The organism is Aureimonas sp. D3, from assembly GCF_001463805.1.
GTDB lineage: Bacteria > Pseudomonadota > Alphaproteobacteria > Rhizobiales > Rhizobiaceae > Aureimonas > Aureimonas ureilytica_A.
Genome location: NZ_BBWM01000045.1, coordinates 149,147 through 165,323, shown reverse-complemented (window position 1 = coordinate 165,323; position 16,177 = coordinate 149,147). Strand labels below are relative to the sequence as shown.

17 protein-coding genes are annotated in these 16,177 nt (G+C 68.1%); 16 read left to right on the top strand and 1 reads right to left on the bottom strand.

Features of this window, described 5'->3' with window-relative positions; all coding sequences use genetic code 11:
* From AUL36_RS13685 to phnN, 11 genes are all read left to right on the top strand, one after another.
* Nucleotides 1-494, top strand: a 494-nt coding sequence (locus AUL36_RS13685; RefSeq protein ID WP_192843836.1) for a carbon-phosphorus lyase complex subunit PhnI, incomplete at its 5' end; no start/stop codon positions are given.
* Nucleotides 491-1,366: an alpha-D-ribose 1-methylphosphonate 5-phosphate C-P-lyase PhnJ gene (locus tag AUL36_RS13680; protein WP_062221658.1), complete on the top strand. Its 876-nt coding sequence runs from the start codon at nt 491-493 to the stop codon at nt 1,364-1,366. The genes AUL36_RS13685 and AUL36_RS13680, both read left to right, overlap by 4 nt.
* The gene (gene phnK, locus AUL36_RS13675; protein WP_062221656.1) at nt 1,363-2,142 is read left to right on the top strand and encodes a phosphonate C-P lyase system protein PhnK; all 780 of its coding nucleotides are present in this window, start codon (nt 1,363-1,365) and stop codon (nt 2,140-2,142) included. The genes AUL36_RS13680 and phnK overlap by 4 nt, the downstream gene beginning before the upstream one ends.
* Before the next feature lie 2 nt (nt 2,143-2,144).
* Complete coding sequence (gene phnL, locus AUL36_RS13670; protein ID WP_062221654.1) at nt 2,145-2,882, top strand: phosphonate C-P lyase system protein PhnL; 738 nt, start codon at nt 2,145-2,147, stop codon at nt 2,880-2,882.
* A complete protein-coding gene (locus AUL36_RS13665) occupies nt 2,882-3,511 on the top strand; it encodes a DapH/DapD/GlmU-related protein (protein ID WP_062221652.1) in 630 nt (209 codons plus the stop codon). The genes phnL and AUL36_RS13665 overlap by 1 nt, the downstream gene beginning before the upstream one ends.
* Before the next feature lie 67 nt (nt 3,512-3,578).
* Nucleotides 3,579-4,427, top strand: a complete 849-nt coding sequence (gene phnC, locus AUL36_RS13660; RefSeq protein WP_062221690.1) for a phosphonate ABC transporter ATP-binding protein — start codon at nt 3,579-3,581, stop codon at nt 4,425-4,427.
* Nucleotides 4,428-4,454: 27 nt separating this feature from the next.
* Nucleotides 4,455-5,447, top strand: a complete 993-nt coding sequence (gene phnD, locus AUL36_RS13655; protein ID WP_062221650.1) for a phosphonate ABC transporter substrate-binding protein — start codon at nt 4,455-4,457, stop codon at nt 5,445-5,447.
* 69 nt (nt 5,448-5,516) lie between these two features.
* Nucleotides 5,517-6,329 carry a phosphonate ABC transporter, permease protein PhnE gene (phnE, locus tag AUL36_RS13650; protein WP_058633585.1) on the top strand — a complete coding sequence of 271 codons (813 nt, stop codon included), beginning with the start codon at nt 5,517-5,519 and terminating at the stop codon, nt 6,327-6,329.
* Nucleotides 6,329-7,003 carry a DUF1045 domain-containing protein gene (locus AUL36_RS13645; protein WP_062221648.1) on the top strand — a complete coding sequence of 225 codons (675 nt, stop codon included), beginning with the start codon at nt 6,329-6,331 and terminating at the stop codon, nt 7,001-7,003. The genes phnE and AUL36_RS13645 overlap by 1 nt, the downstream gene beginning before the upstream one ends.
* A gap of 11 nt (nt 7,004-7,014) precedes the next feature.
* Complete coding sequence (locus AUL36_RS13640) at nt 7,015-8,160, top strand: alpha-D-ribose 1-methylphosphonate 5-triphosphate diphosphatase (RefSeq protein WP_244497127.1); 1,146 nt, start codon at nt 7,015-7,017, stop codon at nt 8,158-8,160.
* Nucleotides 8,150-8,767 carry a phosphonate metabolism protein/1,5-bisphosphokinase (PRPP-forming) PhnN gene (gene phnN, locus AUL36_RS13635; protein WP_156418386.1) on the top strand — a complete coding sequence of 206 codons (618 nt, stop codon included), beginning with the start codon at nt 8,150-8,152 and terminating at the stop codon, nt 8,765-8,767. The genes AUL36_RS13640 and phnN overlap by 11 nt, the downstream gene beginning before the upstream one ends.
* 94 nt (nt 8,768-8,861) lie before the next feature.
* Here the strand turns inward: phnN and AUL36_RS13630 are convergent, their stop codons facing one another.
* Entirely contained in the window at nt 8,862-9,527 is a 666-nt protein-coding gene (locus AUL36_RS13630; protein ID WP_062221686.1) for a GntR family transcriptional regulator, read from the bottom strand.
* A 344-nt stretch (nt 9,528-9,871) separates the two neighbouring features.
* Here AUL36_RS13630 and AUL36_RS13625 point away from each other — a divergent pair, with 344 nt between their 5' ends.
* From AUL36_RS13625 to AUL36_RS13605, 5 genes are read left to right on the top strand one after another with little or no spacing between them, the layout of a single operon-like run.
* The gene (locus tag AUL36_RS13625) at nt 9,872-11,140 is read left to right on the top strand and encodes an NRAMP family divalent metal transporter (protein ID WP_244497126.1); all 1,269 of its coding nucleotides are present in this window, start codon (nt 9,872-9,874) and stop codon (nt 11,138-11,140) included.
* Nucleotides 11,141-11,159: 19 nt separating this feature from the next.
* Nucleotides 11,160-11,930 (top strand): LamB/YcsF family protein, encoded by a 771-nt coding sequence (locus AUL36_RS13620; RefSeq protein ID WP_062221642.1) that lies wholly within the window; start codon nt 11,160-11,162, stop codon nt 11,928-11,930.
* Nucleotides 11,927-12,727 carry a putative hydro-lyase gene (locus tag AUL36_RS13615; RefSeq protein ID WP_062221640.1) on the top strand — a complete coding sequence of 267 codons (801 nt, stop codon included), beginning with the start codon at nt 11,927-11,929 and terminating at the stop codon, nt 12,725-12,727. The genes AUL36_RS13620 and AUL36_RS13615 overlap by 4 nt, the downstream gene beginning before the upstream one ends.
* A 9-nt stretch (nt 12,728-12,736) precedes the next feature.
* Nucleotides 12,737-14,353, top strand: coding sequence for a carboxyltransferase domain-containing protein (locus AUL36_RS13610; protein WP_062221638.1), 1,617 nt, complete (start codon nt 12,737-12,739; stop codon nt 14,351-14,353).
* Nucleotides 14,350-16,083 carry an acetyl/propionyl/methylcrotonyl-CoA carboxylase subunit alpha gene (locus AUL36_RS13605; protein WP_062221636.1) on the top strand — a complete coding sequence of 578 codons (1,734 nt, stop codon included), beginning with the start codon at nt 14,350-14,352 and terminating at the stop codon, nt 16,081-16,083. The genes AUL36_RS13610 and AUL36_RS13605 overlap by 4 nt, the downstream gene beginning before the upstream one ends.
* Nucleotides 16,084-16,177 lie beyond the last annotated feature (94 nt).

The following is a 16,177-nucleotide window of genomic DNA, read 5'->3' as shown; positions in this document are numbered from 1 at the left end:
GCTATTCCACGCAGCGCGGCTATGGGCGTACCCACCCGTTCGTCGGCGAAATCCGCATCGGCCTCGTGGAGATCGAGGTGGAGCTTCCCGAGCTCGGCTTCCCCATCACGATCGGCCGGGCGCGCGTTACCGAATGCCAGATGGTCGCGCAGTTTTCCGCGCCCGAAGGTGAGGACGCTCGCTTCACGCGCGGCTACGGGCTGGTCTTCGGCCAGAGCGAGCGCAAGGCCATGGCGATGAGCCTCGTGGACCGGGCGCTGCGGGCCGACGAGTTCGACGAGGAGCGCCGCGCCCCGGCGCAGGACGAGGAATTCGTCCTCGCCCATTGCGACAATGTCGCCTCCACCGGCTTCGTGGAACATCTGAAACTGCCCCATTACGTCGACTTCCAGGCCGAGCTGCACCTGTTGCGCCAGTTGAACGCGGAGCGCGCCGGCCCGGCCGAGGCGAGCGACGACGAGGGCACGACCCCGCGCGCGGAGGCCGCCGAATGACCCTCACTCTTCCCGCCATCAACTTCGCCTATCTCGACGAGGCGACGAAGCGGATGATCCGCCGCGCCATCCTCAAGGGCATCGCGATCCCCGGCTATCAGGTGCCCTTCGCCAGCCGCGAAATGCCCATGCCCTATGGCTGGGGCACGGGCGGCGTGCAGGTGACGGCCGCGATCATCGGACCGGACGACGTGTTGAAGGTGATCGACCAGGGCGCCGACGACACGACCAATGCCGTCTCGATCCGTGCCTTCTTCGAGAGCGTCGCCAAGGTCGCGACGACGACCCGAACCCACGAGGCGACGATCATCCAGACGCGGCACCGCGTTCCCGAAGCGCCGCTGACGGAGGGGCAGGTGCTCGTCTATCAGGTGCCGATCCCCGAGCCTCTGCGCTTTCTAGAGCCGCGCGAAAGCGAGACGCGCACGCTCCACGCGCTGGAGGAATACGGGCTCATGCATGTGAAGCTCTACGAGGACATCGCGCGCCACGGCCATATCGCAACGACCTATGCCTATCCGGTGAAGGTCGAGGGGCGCTATGTCATGGACCCGTCGCCCATCCCGAAATTCGACAATCCCAAGATGCATCGTTCGCCGGCGCTCCAGCTCTTCGGCGCGGGCCGCGAAAAGCGCATCTACGCGCTGCCGCCCTACACGGATGTGCGAAGCCTCGATTTCGAGGATCATCCCTTCGCCATCCAGCGCTTCGAGACCTGCTGCGCGCTTTGCGCGGCGACGGGCGTCTATCTGGACGAGGTCGTGACCGACGATCGGGGCGGGCGCATGTTCGTCTGCTCCGACACCGACCATTGCGAAACGCGCCGCGCGGAGGGCCATGCCGGCCCGCTTCTGGGAAAGGCCCTGTCATGAGCGCCGAGACGCCGCTTCTCACCGTGCGCGATCTCGCCAAGCATTATGGCGGGCGGATCGGCTGCACCGATATTTCGCTCGACCTCTGGCCGGGCGAAGTCCTGGCCATCGTCGGCGAATCCGGCTCGGGCAAGACGACGCTTCTGTCCTGCCTTTCGGCCCGGCTGGAGCCGAGCGCCGGCAGCGTACGCTATCATATGCGTGATGGCGAGATGCGCGATCTCGCCACCCTCACCGAAGCCGAGCGGCGGCTTCTGATGCGCACCGACTGGGGCTTCGTCCACCAGAACCCCGCCGATGGCCTGCGGATGCGGGTTTCGGCCGGGGCCAATGTCGGCGAACGCCTGATGGCCGTCGGCCAGCGCCATTACGGACAGCTGCGCGAGGCGGCGGGCGACTGGCTCGCCCGCGTCGAGATCGACGCCGCGCGCATCGACGACCGGCCGAGCGAATTTTCGGGCGGCATGCGCCAGCGGCTCCAGATCGCCCGGAACCTCGTCACCCATCCCCGTCTCGTCTTCATGGACGAGCCGACCGGGGGCCTGGACGTCTCCGTGCAGGCGCGCGTTCTCGATCTTCTGCGCGCGCTGGTGGCCGATCTTGGCCTGTCGGTGATCATCGTGACCCACGATCTCGCCGTCGCCCGCCTTCTGTCCCAGCGCATGATCGTGATGAAGGCCGGGCGCATCGTGGAGGAGGGGCTGACGGACCGCGTGCTGGACGACCCGCACCACCCCTATACCCAGCTTCTCGTCGCCTCGATCCCGGAGTCCTGACGATGACCGTCCTGTCCTCAAGCCCTGCCAACCAGCCGCTTCTCGTGGCCGAAGGCGTCGCCAAGTCCTTCACCATGCATCTGCGCGGCTCGATCCGCCTGCCCGTGGTGGAGAATGTCGGCTTCGCGCTGCATCCGGGCGAATGCGTCGTGCTCGGCGGCCCCTCTGGCGTCGGCAAGTCGTCCATCCTGCGCATGGTCTATGGCAATTACGCGCTGGATCGCGGCTCCATCCTGGTGCGCGACCCCCTGGACGGCGCGATGCACGATCTCGGCGCGGGCGATCCAAGGTTGGTTCTGGGCCTTCGCGAGCGCGCCATCGCCTATGTCAGCCAGTTCCTGCGGGCCGTGCCCCGCGCTTCGGCGCTGGATGTCGTGGCCGAACCGCTGCGCCGGCGGGGCGTGGCGCGAGAGGAAGCGCAGGAGCGCGCCAGCGCCATGCTGCGCCGCCTAAACCTCTCGCCCGACATGTTCGACCTGCCGCCCGCGACCTTTTCGGGCGGCGAGAAGCAGCGCGTGAACATCGCACGCGGCTTCCTGACCGATCATCCGATCCTGCTTCTGGACGAGCCGACCGCCTCGCTCGACGCCGCCAACCGCGATGTCGTGGTCGGCATGATCCGCGAGAAGCTGGACGCCGGCACCGCCATTCTCGGCATTTTCCACGACGAGCCGGTGCGCGCGGCGGTCGCCACCCGCATTCTCGACATTTCCAAATTCTCGGCCCGGAAGGCTGCCTGATGACCAAGCTCAACGAGCATGTGCCGCTGATCCACCCGACGGCCGAAGTTTCAGACACGGTCTTCGGCCGCTACACCGAGGTCGAGGCGCATTCCTATGTCGCCGAGAGCGAACTCGGCGACTATTCCTACGTCATGCAGGATTGCCGCATATGGCGCGCCCGCATCGGCAAATTCGCCAATATCGCCGCGGCCGTGCGCATCAACGCCACGAACCACCCGGTGGAGCGCGCGACGCTCCATCACTTCACCTATCGGGCCGGCGACTATTTCGAGGGTGCGAGCGACGAGGCCGAGTTCTTCGCGGCCCGCCGCGCCAATGCGGTGACGATCGGCCACGACACTTGGATCGGGCACGGCGTCACGATCCTGCCGGGCATCACGATCGGCAATGGCGCGGTGGTCGGCTCGGGCGCGGTGGTGACGCGCAACGTCGAACCCTACACGATCGTCGGGGGGGTCCCGGCCCGGCTGATCCGCGAGCGCTTCAGCGCCGCTACGGGCAAGCGCATGGACGCGCTCGCTTGGTGGGACTGGTCGCACGACAAGCTCTTCGAGGCGCTTGCCGACTTCCGCCGGCTCGGCGCGGAGGCGTTTCTCGACGCCTACGAGATCGTCACCAAAGCTTAACCCCGATGTCACCGACAGCCCAACATGGCGTGACATGCTCCGCCGGAACGAGATGAGGGACGACGCCATGACCGCGATCCGCATCACTCGACTGTCCAAGCGATTCTGGAACACGCAGGCGCTGAGCGACGTCAGCCTCTCCATCGATGCCGGCGAGATGGTGGCGCTGATCGGCGCTTCGGGCTCAGGCAAGTCGACGCTCATCCGCCACATCGCCGGCCTGGAGACGGGCGAAGGCGAGGGGAGCGGCATCAGCCTCTTCGGCACGCCCGTCCAGGCCGGCGGGCGGATGCTGAAGGGCGCGAAATCCGTGCGCGGCGACGTGTCGGTGATCTTCCAGCAGTTCAATCTGGTGCATCGCCTGAGCGTTCTCGCCAATGTCCTGATCGGCGCGCTCGGCCGCATCCCGCGCTGGCGCGGCACGCTCGGCCTGTTTGGCCCATCCGAAAAGGCCAAGGCGCGCGAAGCTTTGGAGCGCGTCGGCATCGGCCCTGCCGGGGCGCAGCGCGCCTCGACGCTATCCGGCGGCCAGCAGCAGCGCGCCGCCATCGCGCGCACGCTGGTGCAGGGCGCGCGCATCCTGATCGCGGACGAGCCCATCGCCTCGCTCGACCCCGCCTCGGCCAAGCGCGTGATGGACGTGCTCGCCTCGATCAACCGCGACGACAAAATCACGGTTCTCGTGTCGCTGCATCAGGTCGATTACGCCCGGCGCTATTTCCCGCGCACCATCGCCATGCGCGACGGGCGCATCGTCTATGACGGGCCGTCATCAGCGCTGACAAACGAGTTCCTGTCCGAGCTTTACGGCTCGGCCTCGGAAGAATTGCTCCTGCCGGACGCCCCGGCGGCAGCGCCCCCGCGCCGGCCGGAGCCGGTGCGCCATCCCTCGCTCGGAGCCCTCGAGGCCGTCTGAGTTTTTCTGACACCATCGGAGACTGCCATGAACGCAATCCTCAAGGGTCTGGCGGGGCTTCTGCTCGCCTCCGCTTTCGCTGGTTCGGCTCTCGCCGAGACCGTCAATTTCGGCATCATTTCCACGGAATCGCAGCAGAACCTGCGGCCCAAATGGGAGCCCTTCCTCGCCGACATGGCGAAGGAAACCGGGCTCGACATCAAGCCTTTCTTCGCGTCCGACTATGCCGGCGTGATTGAGGGGATGCGCTTCGGCAAGGTGCAGCTCGCCTGGTACGGCAACAAGGCGGCGATGGAGGCCGTGGACCGCGCCAATGGCGAGATCTTCGCCCAGACCGTTCATGCCAACGGCACGCCGGGCTATTGGTCGGTGATCCTCGCGCCGGCCTCGTCCAAGCTGAATTCGCTGGACGATCTCCTCAAATGCGACAAGTCGCTGAACTTCGGTCTGGGCGACCCGAACTCGACCTCGGGCTATCTCGTGCCGATGACCTTCATCTTCTCGGCGCGAGGCATCGACCCCAAGGCCTGCTTCAAGAACGTCACCAACGCCAATCATGAAACCAACGCGATGGGCGTCGCCAACGGCCAGCTGGACGCGGCCGCCAACAACACGGAAAACCTGGAGCTTCTGGAGAAGAACCAGCCTGCTGCCTATGGCAAGGTCAAGGTGATCTGGAAGTCGCCGCTGATCCCGTCCGATCCGCTGGTCTGGGCGAAGGATCTGGCCCCGGAAGCCAAGGACAAGCTGCGCACCTTCATCCTGGACTACGGCACCGATCGCTCCAAGGGCGACAAGGCCCATGAACTCGCGGTTCTGAACGAGCTGCAATGGACCACCTTCCGACCGTCCAACGACGATCAGCTCCTCCCGATCCGCATCATGGAAATGACGAAGTCGATCGCGCAGGCCAAGGGCGACGCCAAGCTGTCGGACGCTGAGAAGGCCGAAAAGATCAAGCCGCTGGAAGAGAAGAAGGCCGCTTACGAAGCCGCGCTCGCCAAGCTTCCGCAGGGCTGATCCATTCCTCGCGCACCGGGGCGACGTCTCGCCCCGGCGCCTTCCCGTCCTGACAGGTGACGAGACCTCATGACCCAAGCGAACACGATCTCCGAGACGGGCACAGCGACGAGGGCGCAGGGCGCGCGCGGCTCCCTTGGCTCGCTCGCCACGCTGGCGCTGATCGCGGGCGCGCTCGCCTGGAGTTGGGTCCCGGCCGATATGGGCCGCTGGACCTATCTCTTCACCGATGCCGGCAACATGGCCGAATATGGCAGCGCCTTCCTGCATCCCGATTTTTCGGAATGGCAGCTTTATCTCTCCGAAATGATCGTGACCGTGCAGATCGCGATCTGGGGCACGTTTCTGGCCGTTCTTCTGTCGGTGCCCTTCGGCATCCTCTCGGCCGAGAACATGGCCCCCGCCTGGGTCTATCATCCCGCGCGCCGGCTGATGGACCTCTTCCGCGCCATTCACGAGGTGGTCTTCGCCGTGCTCTTCGTCGTGGCGGTCGGCCTCGGGCCGTTCGCGGGCGTCATGGCGCTCTTCATTCACACGACCGGCATTCTGGCCAAGCTGTTTTCCGAGGCCGTCGAGGCGATCGACCCGCGCCCGGTGGAGGCGATCCGCACCACCGGGGCCTCGCGGCTGCAACAGGTGATCTATGGCGTGATCCCGCAGGTCCTGCCGCTCTGGATTTCCTTCTCGCTCTACCGGCTGGAGTCGAATGTGCGCTCGGCGACCGTCCTCGGCGTCATCGGCGCGGGCGGCATCGGACAGGTCCTGTTCGAGTCGATCCGGGGCTTCTACTATCCGCAGGCCTCGGCCATGCTGGTCATCATCGTTCTGACGGTGAGTCTCATGGATCTCCTGTCCCAGTTCCTGCGAAAGCGCGTCATCTGATGAGAGCCGCGATCTACTTCACCCCGCCCGCCGACGCGCCCCTCACGCGTCTGGCCGCCGACTGGCTGGGGCGGGATGCCTTCGACGGCGCGGCCGCCCGCCCCCTCGACGCCGAGCGCGCGGCGATCGTTGCGGAGCCCGCGCGCTACGGCTTCCACGCCACGATGAAGGCGCCCTTTCGCCTCGCCGACGACGCGTCCCTACCGGCGCTGGACGAGGCGTTCGCCGCGTTCTGCGACGCGCATGCCGCGCCTACCATCTCGCGCCTCGCTTTGCGGCGCATCGCCCAATTCTTCGCGCTGGTGCCGGACGAAACGGAGCCGGCGCTGGATAAGCTGGCCGGCGAGTGCGTGCGCGGTTTCGAGCGCTTCCGCGCGCCGCTGTCCACCCGCGAATGGGAGCGCCGACGGCCCGAGACGCTCACCACGCGCCAGCGCCGGCATCTCGAAGACTGGGGCTATCCCCATGTGTTCGAGGATTTCCGCTTTCACATGACGCTGACCGGGCGCGTGCCGGACGAGGCGGCAGCGCCCATCCAAGCCACGCTCGCCCGGCATTTCGAACTGGTTCTCGGCCAGCCTCTGCCGGTCGATGGGCTGGCCCTTTTCGTCGAGCCCGAGCCCGGTGGCCCTTTCGTCGTCCATTCCCGCCATCCGTTGCGAAGCCAGCCATGAACGCCCACGCCATGACCACCCAAACCGAACAGGTCTTCACCAACGCCCTCATCGTCCTGCCGAACGAGGTGGTGGAGGGCAGCCTCCTCGTGCGCGAGGGGCGCATCGCCGATATCTCCGCCGGGCCGGTTCGCGGCGGCGTGGACTGCGAGGGCGACCATCTTCTGCCCGGACTCGTGGAGCTTCACACCGACAATCTCGAAGGCCATTACCTGCCGCGCCCCAAGGTGCGCTGGAATATCCATGCCGCGCTTCAGGCGCATGACGCCGAGGTCGCGGCCTCCGGCATCACCACGGTTTTCGACGCGCTGCGCGTGGGGATGGACGAGGACGCCCAGCTCGGCGGCGCGGACATGCAGCTCATGGCCGACGCGATCGGCGCGGCGAGCGAGCGCGGCGACCTGCGCGCCGAGCATTTCCTGCATCTGCGCTGTGAGGTCTCGGCCGAGGACGTGCTCCCCTCGTTCGAGCGGCTCGGCTCGCATCCTCTGGTGCGCCTCGCATCGCTCATGGACCATGCGCCCGGCCAGCGGCAATTCGTCGATCTCGAAACCTACCGCGTCTATTACCAAGGCAAGACGGGCATGTCGGACCCGGTGTTCGAAGCCTTCTGCGCCCGGCGGATCAAGGATTCACAGACCTATTCCGAGCGCCATCGCCGCGCCATCGCCGAGACCTGCCACAAGGCCGGCATCGCCATCGCCTCGCATGACGACGCGACGGCGGCGCATGTGGAGGAAAGCCGCGCGCTTGGCGTCGCGCTCGCCGAATTTCCCACCACGTTGGAAGCCGCGCGCCTGTCGCATGAAAGCGGCCTGGCGGTGCTGATGGGCGCGCCCAATGTCGTGCGCGGTGGCTCGCATTCGGGCAATATCTCGGCGGCCGCGCTGATGGAGCGGGGCCTGCTCGACGTTCTCTCCTCCGATTACGTGCCCTTCAGCCTGGTTCAGGCCGTCTTCGTTCTGGCTGAGACGATCGGCCTGTGCGCGGCGGTGCGCATGGTCTCGGCGAACCCCGCCCGCGTCGCCGGCTTTGCCGATCGCGGCGCGCTCGCCACCGGGCTTCGTGCCGATCTGGTGCGCGTCCACGCGCCGGAGGGCAAGGTCGCGACGCCGGTCGTGCGCGGCGTCTGGCGCGGGGGCCGCCGTGTCGCCTGATCGCGTACCCCACTCCGCCGGCATCCTGCTCGCCGTTGTCGGCCCGAGCGGGGCCGGCAAGGACACGCTGATCCGTCTGGCGCTGGAACGGCTGGGGGACGAGCCGCGCCTGTCGCTTGCGCGCCGCGTCATCACCCGCGCCTGCGACGGCGGCTCGGAACTGCACGACACGCTGGAGGAGGAGGCCTTCGCCCGAGCGGAAGCCGAGGGCCATTTCTGCCTGACATGGCGCGCGCATGGCCTGGCCTACGGCCTGCCGCGCTCCGTCGCGGACGAGGTGTCGAACGGGGCGCTCGTGATCGCCAATCTCTCGCGGCGCTCGCTGAAGACGGCGACGGACCGCTTCCCCCGGCTGGCGGTGGTGGAGATCACCGCGCCGCGCGAGGTTCTGGTGGCCCGGATCGCCGCGCGCGGGCGCGAAACGCGCGAGGAGATCGAAGCGCGCATCGCCCGCTCGGTTCCGGTGGAAGCCGGCGAGGGCGTGTGGCGCTTCCTCCGGATCGACAATTTCGGCCCGGCCGAGGAAGGCGCGAGCCGGCTCGAAACCCATATCCGCTCGCTGATCGCTGAATTGGCGGAACGGTCCGACACGCTCCAGCGCGTTTGACCTGAGCAACCACCGAGGCCAGGATATACGGCGGTTTCCGGCCGCGATGCCGAGGCTGAACGCCACCGACAGCCAACGCGCTCTTGCGCCGGTCTCAGCCGCCCGGCGTCACGCGCGCCAAGGCGGCGAGGATCGTGCGTTCGGACTGGGCGAGATAGCGCTCCATCGCCTCGCTCGCCTCGCTCATGCGCCCGGCCTCCACATCGGCCAGAATGGCGGCGTTCATCTCGATATAGGGCGCGTGAAGAAGCTCAGGGTCGCGCAGCTGGCCAAAGCACAGGCGCAGCTCGGCGGCGACCTGCGCGTAGAAGTCCGACAAGCGTTGGCTGTCGGCAAGATCCACGACGGCGGCGTGAAAGCGCATATTGGCGCTGCCGACCCCCTGCCAATCCCTCTCTTCGCAACAGGCGCGCGCCTCCGCCACCGCCGCGCGCATGCGCGCCACCGCCGGATGGCCGGGATAGGCACCGGCCAAGGCTCGGCCTTCCAGCATCCGGCGCGCACGGTAGATGTCGAGGATCGAAGCGGCCGAGGGCACGGACACGAAGACGCCGCGATGAGGCTCGTGCCGCAGAAGCCCGTCCTTGGTGAGAAGACGGAAGACCTCGCGCAGCGTGTTGCGCGACACGTCGAAGCTCGCCGCCAGCGCGGTTTCCGACAAGCGCTCGCCCGGCCTTAACTCGCCCGCGATGATGCGGTCGCGCAAGGCCTCGGCGACCCGCGCGATCAGCGAGGTCGTGTTGCTCGCAACGGCGCTCAACGCGGCAGGCCGCGCCTGCTGGTCCAAAAGGCGTTCCTGACCTCGCGCGTCGGCATCGCCGTTCCTTCGCCCTGCCTCTCCCATCGTCGGCGGACCATCCGCCAAGCAAGGGCCGACATCAAGCCCACCGCCGGAGCGGCCAAGCGGATGGATCGCGAAATGCACAGGAGAGGGGCACGAGCCCGATCAATCATCGAGCGCGATGCTCAACAGCTGCACAGATTGCAGAACAGGATTGCAAAGATCGTTGAACAATCTTGACGAAATCGTTCTTTCAAACGACAGTTCTCCCCAATTCCGCCTCAATAACACGGCGCGGGCCGCTGTCACGGGAGCCAAGACGCATGAATCCAGTCCCTTCGCCTCGACCCGACGTGCCGCCCGCCTCATCGACCTTCGGGCGCGGCAACGAGTCCAAGCGCTTCGCGCTGATCTCGGCGGTGTTCCTGATGGCGACGGCCGCCAGCGGTCCCGGCTTCATCACTCAGACGGCGACCTTCACCCAGACCATGGGCGCGGCCTTCGCCTTCGGCATCTTGGCCTCGGTGATCATCGACTACATCGTCCAGATCAACATCTGGCGGATCGTCGCCGCCACGCGAATGCGCGCCTCCGACATCGCCAACGCGGCGATCCCGGGCTCGGGCTATCTTCTGGCCTTCCTCGTGATCCTCGGCGGCCTGTTCTTCAACATCGCCAATGTCGCGGGCGCGGGGCTCGGCCTCAACGCACTGGTGGGCCTCGATCCGAAAATCGGCGGCGCACTCTCGGCGCTGCTCGCCATCGGCATCTTCCTGAACAAGCGGGCCGGCGGCGTGATGGACCGCACGATGATCGCGCTCGGCGTCATCAAGATCGCGCTGATCCTCTTCGTCGCCTATTCCGCCAGCCCGCCGGTGGGCGAGGCGCTGCGCCAGACCGTCTGGCCCGATGTGATCGACTTCCCGACCATTACCACGATCGTCGGCGGCACGGTCGGCGGCTATCTCACCTATGCCGGCGCGCACCGCCTGCTCGACAAGGGGCTGGTCGGCAAGGAGAACATCCCCTCCGTCACCAAGGCCGCGCTGAACGGCATCACGGTGACGGGGATCATGCGCTTCATCCTGTTCCTCGGCATTCTCGGCGTCGTGTCCTCCGGCGTCACGCTCGACCTGTCGGGCCGCACCGCCAACCCCGCCGCCCAGGCCTTCGGCCATGCGGTCGGCGAGTTCGGCTTCCGCGTCTTCGGCCTGATCTTCTGGGCCGCCGGCATGAGCTCGATCATCGGCGCGGCCTATACGTCGGTTTCCTTCATGACGGCCTTCAAGACGGGCATGAGCGACCGCGCGCGCTCCTGGGCCACGGTCGTCTTCATCTCCGTGTCGCTCGCCGTGTTCCTCGCCATCGGCACGACGCCCGCCGCCCTCCTCGTCTTCGTCGGCGGCTTCAACGGACTTGTCCTGCCGATCGGTTTGACCATCATCCTCTACGCCGCCTGGGCACGGCGCGATCTGATGGGCGATTACCGTCATCCTGTCTGGCTCTTCGGTCTCGGCGTCGCCACCGCCGCGCTGACCTGGTGGATGGGCTATCGCTCCATCGGCCCGATCTTCGCATTCCTCAGCCGCTGATCCGCAAAAGGAGTCCTCCATGTCCGCCATCGACCTCAACAGCGATCTCGGCGAGGGCTACGGGGCCTGGGCCATGGGCGACGATGCCGCCATGCTCTCCATCGTCTCCAGCGCCAACATCGCCTGCGGCTTCCACGCGGGCGACCCGGCGGGCTTGCTGCGCAGTTTGCGCGAGGCGGCGGCGCGAGGCGTCTCGGTCGGCGCTCACGTCTCCTATCCCGATCGCGTCGGCTTCGGCAGGCGCGACATGGACGTGGCCCATGACGAGCTGGTGGCCGATGTCGTCTACCAGATCGGCGCGCTCCAGGGTCTCGCTCGCGCGGCGGGCACAAGCGTGACCTATGTCAAGCCGCATGGCGCGCTCTACAACCGCATCGCGGGCGACGCCAAGCAGGGCCGCGCGGTGATCGAGGGCATCCGCCTTGCCGACCCATCGCTCGTGCTGATGGGCTTGGCCGGCGCGCCGATCCTGGCGCAGGCCGAGGCGGCCGGGCTCGCCACCGTCGCCGAGGCCTTCGCCGACCGCGCCTATACGCCGGAAGGCACGCTGGTCTCGCGCCGCGAGGCCGGCGCGGTGATCCATGACCCCGCACTCGTCGCGGCCCGCATGGTGCAGTTGGCCCAACATGGCACGCTCACCGCCATCGACGGCTCCACGATCCGCCTCGCGGCGCGCTCGATCTGCGTTCACGGCGACAGCCCCGGCGCGGTCGCCATCGCGCGCGCGGTGCGCGAGGCCTTCGAGCGGGACGGCATCACTATCAAGAGCTTCACGGATCACGCGGCATGAGCGCGCTCGCGACCGCCGCCCAGATCGACAGCGCGCGGGACGCCCGTCTTCGCTACCGCGCCGGCCATATCGCGCCGACGGCGGGCGTCGCCCCCGGCCTGACGCAGGCCAACATGATCGTGCTGCCGCGCGACTGGGCCTTCGACTTCCTGCTCTATGCCCAGCGCAATCCGAAAGCCTGTCCGGTGCTGGACGTGACGGATGCCAGCTCCTTCTCCACAGTGCTGGCGCCCGGCGCGGACCTGCGCACCGACCTGCCGCTCTATCGCATTTGGCGCGATGGCAAGCTGGCGGAGGAGGTGCCCGATGCCAGCGCCGCCTGGGCCGAGCATTCCGATCTCGTCGCCTTTCTGATCGGCTGTTCCTTCACCTTCGAGACGTCGCTGGTCGAGGCCGGGATCGATGTCCGCCACATCACGGATGGCACCAATGTGCCGATGTATCTGACCGACCAGCCCTGCCGCCCGGCGGGGCGGCTCAGAGGCCATCTCGTCGTCTCCATGCGCCCGATCGCGCCCGAGCGCGTGGCCGATGCCGCGATGATCTCGGGGCGTTTTCCGGCCGTGCACGGCTCGCCCGTTCATGTCGGTGCGCCCGAGCGGCTCGGCATCCGCGACCTCGCCAAGCCCGATTTCGGGGATGCGGTGCGCATCGAGCCCGGCGAAGTGCCGGTCTTCTGGGCCTGCGGCGTGACCCCGCAGGCGGCCGTCATGGCGTCCGGCGTGCCCTTCGCCATCACCCATTCGCCGGGGCATATGTTCGTGACCGACATTCCCGACGCCGCCTATCACGTCTGAGGTTCCGCCATGCGCATCCTGCCGGTCAGTCTGCGGACCCTTCTGGTCGAACTCGCGGACTTGAACGAAACGCTCGCCCTTTTCGCCTCGCTCCAGGCCGAGCCCGTTGCGGGCGTGGAAGAGGTCATCCCCGCCGCGCGCACGCTGATGATCCGCTTCGAGCGGGATCTCATCTCCGCCGAGAGGCTGGCCGCGCGGCTGGCCGAGCGCGACCTGTCGCGTCCGCCGGAGCGACGGGGCGCGCTGGTCGAAGTGCCGACGCTGTATGACGGCGAGGATCTGGAAGAGGTTGCGCGCCTCACGGGCCTTGGCGTCGAGGAGGTGATCGCACGGCACGTCGGCTCGGAGTTCACCGTCGCCTTTTCCGGCTTCGCGCCGGGCTTCGGCTATCTCGTGGGCGGCGACCCCGCGCTACATGTGCCGCGCCGGCAAAGCCCGCGCACGCGCATTCCGGCGGGCTCGGTGGCGCTGGCCGGCGCTTTCAGCGGCGTCTATCCGCAGACGAGCCCCGGCGGCTGGCAGCTGATCGGCACGACGCCGGTCCCCATGTGGGACCTCACGCGCACGCCGCCCGCCTTCTTCCAGCCGGGAGACCGCGTGCGCTTCGTGCCGATCGACGCCACTGAAGCCGCGCGCCTGAAGGGCGACATCGCAGCGCGGGCCACACGGGCCCCGGAGCCCGACACCGCGCCCGGCGGGCTTCTCGTTCAGGCCGCGCCCATGCCAGCCCTGTTTCAGGATCGCGGACGTTTCGGCGAAACGGGGCAGGGCGTCTCGGCCTCGGGCGCTCTCGATACGGGCGCGATGCGCTTGGCCAACCGGCTCGTCGGCAATCGAAGCGACGCGCCGGTTCTCGAGATCACCAGCGGCGGCTTTCGGGTGGAAGCGCGCGAGGCAGCCGTGATCGCGCTTGCCGGCGCGCCCGCGCCCTTGACCCTGACCGACGCATCCGGCCGCTCCCTTGCCGCAGAGACCGGACAGGCGCTGGCGCTGGAGCCCGGCGACCGTCTCACAGTCGGCGCGCCCCGGCAGGGGATGCGGACCTATCTCGCGCTGCGCGGGGGGTTCGCGGTGGAGCCCGTGCTCGGCAGCGCCAGCACGGACACGCTCGCCCATGTCGGCCCGCCCGCGGTTGCGGCGGGTCATGTCCTGCGCGCCGATCCCGCCGCGGGTGCCATCATCGGCGCGGTGCAGCCCGCCGAGGAGCCGCCCTTCCAGTGCCCCGCGCCCGGCGAGATCGTGACGCTCGACGTCGTGATGGGGCCGCGCACGGACTGGTTCACCGAGGAGGCGATCCGCCTGTTCGAAACGCAGATCTTTGAGGTGACGCCCCAGTCGAGCCGCGTCGGCATCCGGCTGGAAGGGGCCGAGCCTCTCTCCAAGCGCGATCAGGCCGAACTGCCGAGCGAGGGCACGGCCACCGGCGCGATCCAAGTGCCCCACAGTGGCCAGCCGGTGCTGTTCCTCGCCGACCATCCGCTCACCGGCGGCTATCCGGTGATCGCGACCATCGCCGAATATCACCTCGATCTCGCGGGTCAGATTCCGATCCGCGCCCGCATCCGTTTCCGTCCGATCCGCCCCTTTGCCGAGATCGCGCCCTCCGATCGACAGGACATACCATGAAGAAAGTCCTCATCGCCAATCGCGGCGAAATCGCCCTTCGCATCGTGCGTGCCTGCCGCGACGCGGGGCTCGCCTCCGTCGCCGTCTATGCCGACACCGATGCCGACGCGCCGTTCGTGCGCGCGGCCGACGAGGCCTATGCGCTGTCGGGCGACAAACCGTCCGACACCTATCTGGACGGTGCCAAGCTGGTTGCGATCGCCCTTCAGGCCGGGGCCGACGCAGTGCATCCGGGCTACGGCTTTCTGTCCGAGCGCGCCGATTTCGCCCGCGCGGTGATCGAGTCCGGCCTGATCTGGATCGGGCCGGACCCGGAGGCCATCGAGGCGCTGGGCGACAAGGTCGAGGCGCGGCGCATCGCGGCCGAGGTCGGCGCGCCTCTGGTCGCGGGCAGCGACGGGCCGGTCGGGACGGCCGAGGAGGTCGTCGCCTTCGCGCGCGAGCACGGCCTGCCCATCGCCATCAAAGCGGCCTTCGGCGGCGGCGGGCGCGGGCTGAAGGTCGCCTGGGTCCTGGAGGAGGTCTCCGAACTCTATCATTCGGCCGTGCGCGAGGCGATCAGCGCCTTCGGCCGAGGCGAGTGCTATGTCGAGCGCTTCATCGACCGGCCGCGCCATGTCGAGGCGCAGGTTCTGGCTGATCGGCACGGCCATGTCGCCGTGCTGGGCACGCGCGACTGCTCGCTCCAGCGCCGCAACCAGAAGCTGGTCGAGGAAGCGCCCGCACCCTTCCTGACCGACGAACAGCGCGCGCGCATCCACGAGGCGGCGCGCGCCATCTGCGCCCATGCCGGATATACGGGCGCGGGCACGGTGGAATTCTTGCTCGGGCGTGACGGGATCATCTCCTTTCTGGAGGTCAACACGCGGCTTCAGGTCGAGCATCCCGTGACCGAGGAAACCACCGGCATCGATCTCGTGCGCGAGCAGTTCCGCATCGCGGACGGTCTGCCGCTCTCCTTCGCCGAAGTGCCCGCTCCGCGCGGCCACTCGATCGAGTTCCGCATCAATGCCGAAGACCCGGCCAAGGGCTTCCTGCCGACGCCCGGCGAGGTCACGCGTTTCGACCCGCCGTCCGGCCCTGGCATCCGGCTGGACAGCGGCGTCGTCTCGGGCTCGCGCGTTCATCCCGCCTTCGATTCCATGCTGGCGAAGCTGATCGTGACGGGCGCAACGCGCGAGGAAGCGCTGGCCCGCGCCCGCCGCGCCCTTTCGGAATTTCAAATCGAAGGCGTTTCCACCGTTCTGCCCTTCCACCGCGCGGCTCTGGACGCGCCGGACTTCACCGCCGAGAACGGGTTCAACGTCCACACGCGCTGGATCGAGACCGATTTTGCCGAAACCCTTGCCGCGCAGACTCGGCCAGAGCCCCTGGCGGGCGAGGCCATGCTACGCCTCTTCGTGGAGATCGACGGCAAGCGCGTGTCGCTGGGCCTGCCGGCAAGCTTCGCGAGAGGGCTCGGCGGCCTGTCCGCGCCAGCGGGCACGAGCGGGGCAGCCGCCGCGGTCAGCGATCCGAACGGCGTGACCGCGCCGGTCGCCGGCACGCTGCAAGCCTGGCGCTACGCCGATGGCGACGCGGTGGAGGCGGGCGCGCTGCTCGTGTCCATGGAGGCGATGAAGATGGAAACCGCCGTTCATGCCCCGGCGTCCGGCCGCCTGCGCGTTCTGGCGCAGGCGGGCTATCAGGACGCCGGTGCTTTGATCGCCCGCATCGAAACCACACTTTGAAGGCGTGCGCGCGGGCTCGTTTTCAGCACCAGCCTCGCGCGAAACTCGCTCTTGTTGTATTCGCGCGCGGATTTTGCGGAAAAGATTAGGGCTT